The 7,105-nt window shown below is 69.3% G+C and carries 6 protein-coding genes; 3 read left to right on the top strand and 3 right to left on the bottom strand.

What is annotated here, in order from left to right:
- Nucleotides 1-134 precede the first annotated feature (134 nt).
- Both WH07_RS34475 and WH07_RS34470 read right to left on the bottom strand, forming a co-directional pair.
- On the bottom strand, nt 135-1,340 hold the full coding sequence (locus WH07_RS34475) for a cytochrome P450 (protein WP_046508903.1): 1,206 nt from the start codon (nt 1,338-1,340) through the stop codon (nt 135-137).
- A 191-nt stretch (nt 1,341-1,531) separates the two neighbouring features.
- Nucleotides 1,532-3,493: a LamG-like jellyroll fold domain-containing protein gene (locus tag WH07_RS34470; protein ID WP_046508899.1), complete on the bottom strand. Its 1,962-nt coding sequence runs from the start codon at nt 3,491-3,493 to the stop codon at nt 1,532-1,534.
- A 351-nt stretch (nt 3,494-3,844) separates the two neighbouring features.
- Here WH07_RS34470 and WH07_RS34465 point away from each other — a divergent pair, with 351 nt between their 5' ends.
- Nucleotides 3,845-4,351 carry a hypothetical protein gene (locus tag WH07_RS34465; protein ID WP_046508897.1) on the top strand — a complete coding sequence of 169 codons (507 nt, stop codon included), beginning with the start codon at nt 3,845-3,847 and terminating at the stop codon, nt 4,349-4,351.
- Nucleotides 4,352-4,493: 142 nt separating this feature from the next.
- On the opposite strand, the gene WH07_RS34460 is transcribed toward WH07_RS34465, so the two are convergent.
- Nucleotides 4,494-5,960 carry a glycoside hydrolase family 16 protein gene (locus WH07_RS34460; RefSeq protein WP_046508895.1) on the bottom strand — a complete coding sequence of 489 codons (1,467 nt, stop codon included), beginning with the start codon at nt 5,958-5,960 and terminating at the stop codon, nt 4,494-4,496.
- Nucleotides 5,961-6,150: 190 nt separating this feature from the next.
- Between WH07_RS34460 and WH07_RS34455 the strand changes: the two genes are divergently transcribed.
- Together WH07_RS34455 and WH07_RS34450 are read left to right on the top strand one after the other, a co-directional pair.
- Complete coding sequence (locus WH07_RS34455) at nt 6,151-6,612, top strand: MerR family transcriptional regulator (protein ID WP_046508893.1); 462 nt, start codon at nt 6,151-6,153, stop codon at nt 6,610-6,612.
- Entirely contained in the window at nt 6,609-7,022 is a 414-nt protein-coding gene (locus WH07_RS34450; protein WP_079023801.1) for a thioredoxin family protein, read from the top strand. The genes WH07_RS34455 and WH07_RS34450 overlap by 4 nt, the downstream gene beginning before the upstream one ends.
- The last annotated feature ends 83 nt before the right edge of the window (nt 7,023-7,105 follow it).

The following is a 7,105-nucleotide window of genomic DNA, read 5'->3' as shown; positions in this document are numbered from 1 at the left end:
GGGGGCGAGCACAGGTACGGGGGAGGGGACGCGTACAGGTACCGGTGCGGGGCCCCGGATGCGTTCCCCGGGACCCCGTACCGTACGACCGCTGGTACGAGCCTTCCTCGGCCCGCCCTCCTCCGTCTTGCCTTCTACCAGCTCACCGGCAGCTCGACCGGGAACCGCCGGATCGTCTCCGTGTCCCAGCGCACCTCCTCCGTCGGCACCGCCAGCCGCAGCCGCGGAAAACGGTTCACCAGCCCCCCGATCGCCGCCTCCAGCTCCGCCATCGCCAGCGGCGCCGCGATACAGCGGTGTCCGCCCCAGCCGAACGTCATGTGCGGGGTCGGCGTACGGTCCGGGTCGATGACATCCGGGTCGGTGAACCTCTTCGGATCGCGGTTCGCCGTCAGATACGAGACATGGACGAAGTCGCCCGCGCGGATCGTGACGCCCTCGATCTCCACGTCCTCGGTCGCGATACGGGGAATGCCGACGCCCTTGCGGAACGGAATGAAGCGGAGCAGCTCGTCCAGCACCCGCGTCAGCTCCGCGGGCCGGTTCCGTACCTGCTCCATCAGGTCGGGCCGGCCGAGCAGGATGTAGGAGATATTGCTGATCTCGCAGGTCGCCGTGTCGTGCCCGCTCAGCATGAGGGTCAGCGCCATGACCGCGAGGTCCTGGTCGTCGAAGGCGTCGTCGCCGTCCTTGGCGGCGGCCAGGGTGCTGATCAGATCGTCCCCCGGCTTGCGCCGCCGCTCGGTGACCAGCCCGCCGAAGTACTCGCGCAGCGCCGACTTCGCGTCGGCCGCGGCCTGCCGCGTGTTCTGTCCGGTGGAGAGGAGCTGGTGCGCGTACTCCTGCATCCGGGGCCGGTCGGCGGGCGCGATGCCGAGCAGCTCGCAGATGGTGTGCGGGGGGAGCCGGTCGGAGAGATGGTGTACGAGGTCGGCGGGCGCGCCGTGCTCCTCCATCTCGTCGAGGAGCTGGCTGGCGATGGCCTCGACCGCGGGCCGCATCCGGTCCACGTGCCGCTTGGTGAACGCCTGCGAGGCGAGCTGGCGCAGCCGGGTGGAGCGGGGCGGGTCGATCACATTGATCGACTCCGGCGAGACGATCGGCTCCGGCGTCAGCCGCGGATAGTTGCGCCCGGTGATCGCCGCCCGGCTGAACCGGTGATCGGTGGTCACCTGCCGCACCCCCTCGAACCCCGTCACCAGCCACGCGTCCGCGTCGCCATAGGGCAGCCGGATCCGGGTGACCGGATTCCTGGACATGAGTTCCGCGAGCAGGGGATCGAATTCCAGGCCTTCGCTGAAATCGAATGGACAGGTGGTTGTTTCGCCAATTTCGGTCATCGCGTACTCCATAACGAGCGCGTACGGTCATCCGGCCAAGAAGACGGACGTTGCGAGCGAGGGATGGGTACCTCCCCCTTTTCGCCTGTATGCCTCGGGCGGTGCAAATGGGTGCGCGCGGGCCGGGAGTGTCTCCCGTCCCCGGCGGACGGGCGGGGCCGGGGACGGGAGACGGGACGGCGGTGACCGCCCTACTTGGCGGTCAGGAACTCGTGCATGGACAGCGGACGGTTCACGATGCGGATGTCACCGACATTGCCGTGGAAGACGACGTCGATGTCGCCCGCGTACTCATGGCCGCCCACCAGCCAGGGCAGCCCGAGCGAGGCGAGGCCGACCGACAGCCGGTTCGGGTTGTCGACGACCGGATCGCCCTCGACGTACAGCTTTGTGAGACGGCCGTCGTTGACCACCGCCAGGTGCCACCACTTGAGCTCCACCATGCCGTGACCCCAGTTGGTCGTCGGGTAGGTGTTGTTCAGCGGGTAGTGGTTGAACTGCGCCTCGCGGCCGTTGTTCGTGACGGCGAACTGGGCCAGCGGCTCGTTCGGGTCGGTGTTCTTGCCGTGCTTGCCGGCCGCCCCGGCCGAACCCCGGCGGCTGAGTATCGACGCGTTGCCGTTCTTCCCGGAGTCCCAGTCCAGCGGCAGCATCACGAACGTCTCGATCGTGTACCCGGCGGAGAACGTCTCGCGGTTCAGCGGAGCCTTCGCTCCGGTGGTCAGATATGTGCCGTGGACGGGATTCCTGCCACCGGCGAACTTCAGACTGGCGTGCCCGGGCTGGTCGGGGTGGTGGTCGTCGGACCAGGTCAGCGCGTCGGCGGCCGTGCCCGGCACGGTCACCACCGTCAGATCGTTGCCCTTGCCGGACAGATCGCGGATCGTCTGGCCCACGGTGAGCGAGGTGCCGGGGGCGCCCTGCCCGTCGAAGCGCCAGTACGCCAGCGTGCCTCTCACCAGCTCCTTGGCGGCCGGGCGGGCGGGCCGGACAGGAACCGGGATGAAGCCGGAGAACCGCTTCTCGAAGTCGATCGGGATCGAGAAGTTGTCGACCGGGCCGGTGATCCGGGCGTGCTCCGCCGCCGGCTCGGAGCGGGATTCCGGCTCCTGGGCCAGGATCCACGGGTTGATCGTCTCGACGTCGATCGTGTCGCGGGCCAGGTCGAAGTGGTAGAGCCGGATCATGCCGCCACCGCCGAAGTAGCGGTTCTGGTAGTTCGTGATGTGCATGCGCACGTCGTTGCCGACGGCGTTCTTCCTGGTCGTACGCCCGGGCGGCCAGTAGTGGCCGTTCAGGGTCAGGAAGATCTGGTCGTTGTCGTTGATCAGCTTGTCCCAGACCGTCTGGCCGTAACCGGACAGTACGGCGTTGTCCTCCGGGTCGCCGGACTCGTATGGGAAAACGTTGTCATCGTACGGCGAAGCGACGATGTCGTGGGACGTGAGGATCACCGGCATCTTCGGGTGGGCCTTGATGACACCGTTGGCCCACGCGAAGCCCTGGTCGGTGGTCCGCCAGTCCAGGGCCAGCACCAGCCATGAGAGGCCGGCGGCCTGGAAGATGTGCGCGGTGTTGTAGCCGGTCGGGTCCGATCCGGCGAACGTCTTCGAGCGCTTGAACCGCTGCGGGCCCATGGTCCGCAGATACGGCGTGTCGCCGCGGCTGTCGTCGCCGGTCACGTCGTGGTTTCCGGCCAGCACGCTGTACGCGGCACCGTGCGAGTCCAGCACGGCGAACGCCTTGTCGACCTGCTCGAACGACGACGCGTCGGCGTCCTGTGTCATGTCACCGAGGTGCGCCATGAACACGATGTTGCCGGCCGCGTTCCCGCTGTTGTTGATGATGTAGCGGAACGACTCCTCCTGCGGCGTCCGGTTGACGCTGTCCTGGCTGCCCCAGTACAGGAACTGGGTGTCCGGCATGACCGCGAGGGTGAACTGGAGGGCGGTCGGATCCGGCTTCCAGGTGCCGGTCCTGCCCGCCTTGCCGCTGTTGGCGGCGTCCGCGGCGAACGCGGGCGTGGCGCCGAGCGCGGCCGCGCCGACTCCCACGACCGCCGTTCCCGCGCCTGCCAGCGCCGTGTTGCGCAGAAAACCTCGCCGACTCTGCCCGGCCGGCTCTTGTGACTGGTTGTCACTACTGATGGACATAAGGGTTCTTCCCGGGTCGATGGCTTATACAACGACGACGCTAGTCAGAAGCGCCCCAAGCCGGGCAGACACGAGATGACGAGCGACGATCGAGCGTCCGTCCAAGGCTGAAAGCGCGAGTCAAGCCATGGCCGCGGGCTGATCTCCCGATGAGCGGACAGTGACCAACAGGAGCCGGGGCGCCGGTCCATGTTCCCGTCGCGCCGGTCCCGCCGACGCGGTGGAGCGGTGGCCGTCCGGTGACAGTTCCCGCACGTAACTGGCACGCGCTGCCGCAACCCGGGCCTCGGGCGGGGCCGTCATTGACGTTGTCCCGGCGGGGTCCGGGGGTGGCGAATTGGAGGATCATCCGTGAAGCGTTCATCTCTGGCTGCGGCCTGCCTGGTGCTCCTGCTGGTACCGACAGCGGCCGCGTGTGGTTCGGACACGGCCACGGACACCCGGACGCCCGACGACCGGGCTTCCAGGCCCTCGGCGAGCAGAGAACCCGATGCCGCGGCGCCGGCCGGGAAGGTCGACGCGTGCACGCTGCTCAAGCCCGCGGAGATCACGCCGGTCATCGGCAAGAACGACGGCGGCCGGCCCGACGGCGGGGTGGGGGAGAGCGTGTGTCTGTGGGAGAACCCCGACACCTACCACTCCGTCACCTTGAGCATCGGCTCGCCCGGCACGGCTGTGCCCGGTCAGCCGGCTTCCGGCGCCGACAGCCCTGACGGCATCGGTTTCGGCTCCGGCAATATGGCCGAGTTCGTCGTGGACGACCGCGCCTGCACGCTCCAGGTGGTCACGAGCGTCACGGACGAATCCGACCGTCCGACCGCGGAAAAGCTCATCGGCCTCGTCCGCACACGGCTCTGACGGGCCGCACGAGCGGGACCGCCGAAACAGCCCGGAACCGCCGGAACCGCCGGAACTGCCGGTACCGGCTCGTACGGATGCCGATGCACCTGCGTCCGTACGAGCCGGTCCGTGGGGGGAGGGGAGGCGGTCCGTGGGGCGATCAGCCGAACGGGATCCGGATCACCGACTGGTTGCCGGTGCCGAGTGTGCTGGTGCCGTTGCCGATGGCGTTCCAGACCTCGATACGGACCTTGCCGTTGGTGAGGTCGCCGTGCGATCCGGTCGCCGACTTCAGCCCGCTCGCCTGGGTGTAGTGCTCATAGCCGGGGATCGGGTCGGTCGCGTGGTACGTGTATGTCTCCGTACGGTCCCATGTGCCGTCGCCCGTACGGTCGTAACTCACCCGCAGCTGCTGCCCGTTGCCGACAGTGGCGCCCGAGTCGACGAACAGGTCGAACTGTGTCGATCCGCCGTTGTACGCGCGGGTGATGCCGCTTGAGGTGAAGACCTGCGGGTTGTGCGGTGTGCCGTCGTAGTTGGCGCCGCCCGCCGAGGCGAGCGTGGCCGTGGTGGCGGAGCCGGAGGAGGCGCCGAGGCCGGAGCCCGCCACCGGGTACAGCGTCGAGGACCCCGAAGGCGGCGGGTCCGTGGGCGGATCGGTCGGGGGCGAGCCGCCGCCACGGGTCCAGACGGCGACGTAGTCGACGAGCATGGGCCGGCCGGGCACGGTCGCAGCCGTCGGGGTCGGGCCGCCCAGCGCGTCCGGGAACGCGCCGCCGACCGCGACGTTGAGCAGCAGGAAGTACCCGGCGTGCTCGGTCATATTGGCCCAGGTGACCGCGTCGAGGCGGTCCTGCCGTACGGAGTGGTAGAGCTGCTCGTCCACGTACCAGCGCAGCTCGTTCGGCGCGACCGAGCGGTCCCACTCGAACCGGTACGTGTGGAACGCCGACTGGCAACTGGCCCCGGGGCAGGGGCGGTTGGCGCCGAGCCCGGTGGTCTCGTTGCACGCGCCGCCCGGGCTGACCCCGCAGTGCAGCACGCCCCAGACGGAGTTGATCCCGTTGACGTTCTCCATGATGTCGAACTCGCCGATGCCCGGCCAGTTCCAGTAGTTCCCGCGGTACGGCGAGCCGAGCGCCCAGAAGGCGGGCCAGTAGCCGGCGGCCGCCGCCCCGGTGACGTTCGGCATCTGGATCCGGCCCTCGATACGGAGGGTGCCGCCCGCCGGGGCCTTGAAGTCGGCGCGCCTGGTCTCGATACGGGCCGAGGTCCAGTTGCCCGCGCCGTCCCTGAGCGGGGTGATACGGAGATTGCCGTTGCCGTCAAGACTCAGATTGTCGGGGCTCGCGGTGTAGTTCTGGATCTCGCCGGTGCCCCAGTTGCCGGGCCCGCCGGGGTAGCCGTGACCGGTGTCGATCTGCCAGTTGGCGGTGGACGGAAGCGTCCGGTCGGGTCCGTTGAAGTCGTCGCTCCACTGGACGGTCCAGCCGGGGGCGGGCGGAATGGCGCCCTGCGCGGTGCCCGCGCCCGTCAGCCCGATGAAGCCCGCCAGCGCGACGGCCAGGGCTAGGGCCGCGGCGAGGAGGGGGGTACGGGGAGTGTGTCTGGTGCGGCTCGTTCTCAAGGAAACACCTCCGGTGAGGATGGTGCGTGCCGAGGAGGATCCCGGGATCCGGAACCCAAAGCTCTGAGAGCGCTCTCAGTACGTCTTGTAGTGCCGGGTCGGGTTGCCGTCAATGGCTTTGGCCGGCCCACTCGGCGTCAGGTCCGCGGCCCTTGCCTTGACGTCGGCGTCAAGGATTACGGTCGACCACATGCGAATCGGTGAGCTGGCGGAGCGGGCCGGAACCACCGCCCGGACTCTGCGCTACTACGAGTCCCGCGGGCTCCTGCCCGCACGGCGCGCGGTGAACGGATACCGCACGTACGACGAGAGCGATCTCCGGCTGCTCCGGCAGATCAGGACCCTTCAGGACTTCGGGTTCGATCTGGAGGAGACGCGGCCGTTCGTGGAGTGCCTGCGTGCCGGGCATCCGGCCGGGGACTCGTGCCCGGCCTCGCTCGCCGTCTACCGGCGCAAGCTCGCCGAACTGGACGGTCTGATCGACCAGCTCCAGTCGGTACGCGCCCAGGTCGGGGCGCAGCTCGCCCAGGCCGAAGCCGCGCGGGCGGACGTCATGAGGGCCACAGCGCCGCCGCCCCGCTGCGAACTGACCGTACCCACCGCACAGGACATCACGGAACAAGACCCCATGAACGAGGGAGAACGCACATGATCAAGGAAACGGGCGCCAGAGCAGTGGACGCCAGAGCAGCCGGCGCCAAAGCAGCCGGCGCCAGAGCCGCGGGCGTCGACTCCGTCACCGACGCCGGCTTCGACGACGAGGTGCTGAGGTCCACCCTCCCGGTCCTCGTCGAGTTCACCGCCGACTGGTGCCCGCCGTGCCGCCAGCTCGCCCCCGTTCTGAGCGCCGTGGCCGAGGAGGAGGCCGCCCGTGTCAAGGTCGTACAGCTCGACGTGGACACCAACCCGCTGACCACCACCCGCTACGGCGTCCTCGCGATGCCCACGCTCATCCTCTTCCGCGCGGGCGAACCGGTGAAGTCGATGGTCGGCGCCCGCCCGAAGCGCAGGCTGCTCCAGGAGCTGGACGAGGGGCTGGCGGACGGGCCGGACCGCGCCTGACACCTGCCGGACACGGAGCCGGGCCCCGACGACACAAGGCTGCTCTACCCCCGGCGCCCGACCCCCGGCGCCCAGCAACCGTC

The organism is Streptomyces odonnellii, assembly GCF_000981895.1.
Taxonomy (GTDB): Bacteria; Actinomycetota; Actinomycetes; order Streptomycetales; family Streptomycetaceae; genus Streptomyces; species Streptomyces odonnellii.
The sequence above is the reverse complement of the archived record's forward strand: the minus strand, read 5'-3'. Positions and strand labels throughout refer to the sequence as shown.